This window comes from Burkholderia sp. ABCPW 14 (assembly GCF_001523835.1).
In the GTDB taxonomy this organism is placed as follows: Bacteria; Pseudomonadota; Gammaproteobacteria; order Burkholderiales; family Burkholderiaceae; genus Burkholderia; species Burkholderia mayonis.
Map to the genome: position 1 here is coordinate 1 of NZ_LOVS01000124.1, position 1045 is coordinate 1045.

At 61.3% G+C, this 1045-nt stretch carries 2 protein-coding genes and 1 pseudogene; 2 read left to right on the top strand and 1 reads right to left on the bottom strand.

All coding sequences use genetic code 11. The features are described 5' to 3' along the window. The first annotated feature begins 233 nt into the window (after nucleotides 1-233). Together WS62_RS19360 and WS62_RS34230 are read left to right on the top strand one after the other, a co-directional pair. Nucleotides 234-680 (top strand): hypothetical protein, encoded by a 447-nt coding sequence (locus WS62_RS19360; RefSeq protein ID WP_231748348.1) that lies wholly within the window; start codon nucleotides 234-236, stop codon nucleotides 678-680. 8 nt (nucleotides 681-688) lie between these two features. Next, nucleotides 689-946: a hypothetical protein gene (locus WS62_RS34230; protein ID WP_156441049.1), complete on the top strand. Its 258-nt coding sequence runs from the start codon at nucleotides 689-691 to the stop codon at nucleotides 944-946. On the opposite strand, the pseudogene WS62_RS36655 reads toward WS62_RS34230, so the two are convergent. Continuing rightward, a pseudogene (locus tag WS62_RS36655) lies at nucleotides 939-1045 on the bottom strand (IS5/IS1182 family transposase); the annotation flags it as partial. The gene WS62_RS34230 and the pseudogene WS62_RS36655 overlap by 8 nt on opposite strands.

The window sequence follows — 1045 nt, forward strand, 5'->3', positions numbered from 1 at the left end:
CACGCGAAGGCTGCTCGGCGCGTGCCGGCCAGCTTCGTTCCGGGCTGATAGGTTGGCGTCGTGGCGCATTCAGCTTCCTGTCAAACGACCAAGCACACTCGATTCGCGTTTGTGCAGAGCATCCCTAGCGCTTCGAAGGCGAAGGAAATGGCAGGCGTTCGGCGGTGGCTCGACAAGCTGTTCACGATGCCCGACCCCGACTGGACGCCCGAAATGGCGCGGGAGGCAGCCCAATGACCCCGCGTCCGGCCCTTTCTACCCCACGTCCGCTGCCGCGAAAGCGGGAACGCGCGGACAAGCGCCCGGCTATCACACTGGCGAGCGTCGACGGCAATGCAGTTTCAAAGCGTGTGCGCGGGCTTACGCCCGCAAAGGCACTCCAGAAGAACGAAACGCCGCGTGCGCGGCGAAAAGCAATCCAGAGAAACGAAGCCCCTGCGGATGCCCGCAGGGGCATGCACGCACGCCTCGACGCGCTTTGCATCGAGATCCGCGCCCTTGTGAGCGACGTCTCGCACTCGGCCGACATCGTGCTGCTCGACCTGATGGCCGACGATGCCGGCAGCTACGCGCAGCACAAAGCGGCGCAGGATGCCCGCACATGGGCTGCGGCCGCCGGCGTCACGCTCGAAACGGGTTTGATGCAGCTCGGCCGGGCCATACCACGCGATCAGAATTGAGGACGACCATGAAAGACAAACAGGACACGGCGCAGAATTGGTTGCAGGAAGGCGACCTGCTCTATCGCCTCACGATCGACACGCACCGGCAAAACCATGACGAGATCTATGTCACGCTGGCCGAAGGATCGCGTGATATGCGGGCACGAGCTGCGCGCGCGGCCGAGCTTCGAGAAGCTTTGAATAGAATCGAGCCCAATAAGCCAACCGGCAGCGCAACGTCACAAGCGCTCACAACACTTAGAAGCTGTTGCGAAATTAGTTAAACAGAGACTTTAGACGCGTCCAGCAAATCAAAGCGCAAGCCAGAGACATGAAGGCCTCGTGAACATGAGCATAGCGTTCGTAACGAATCTTGAGCCGTC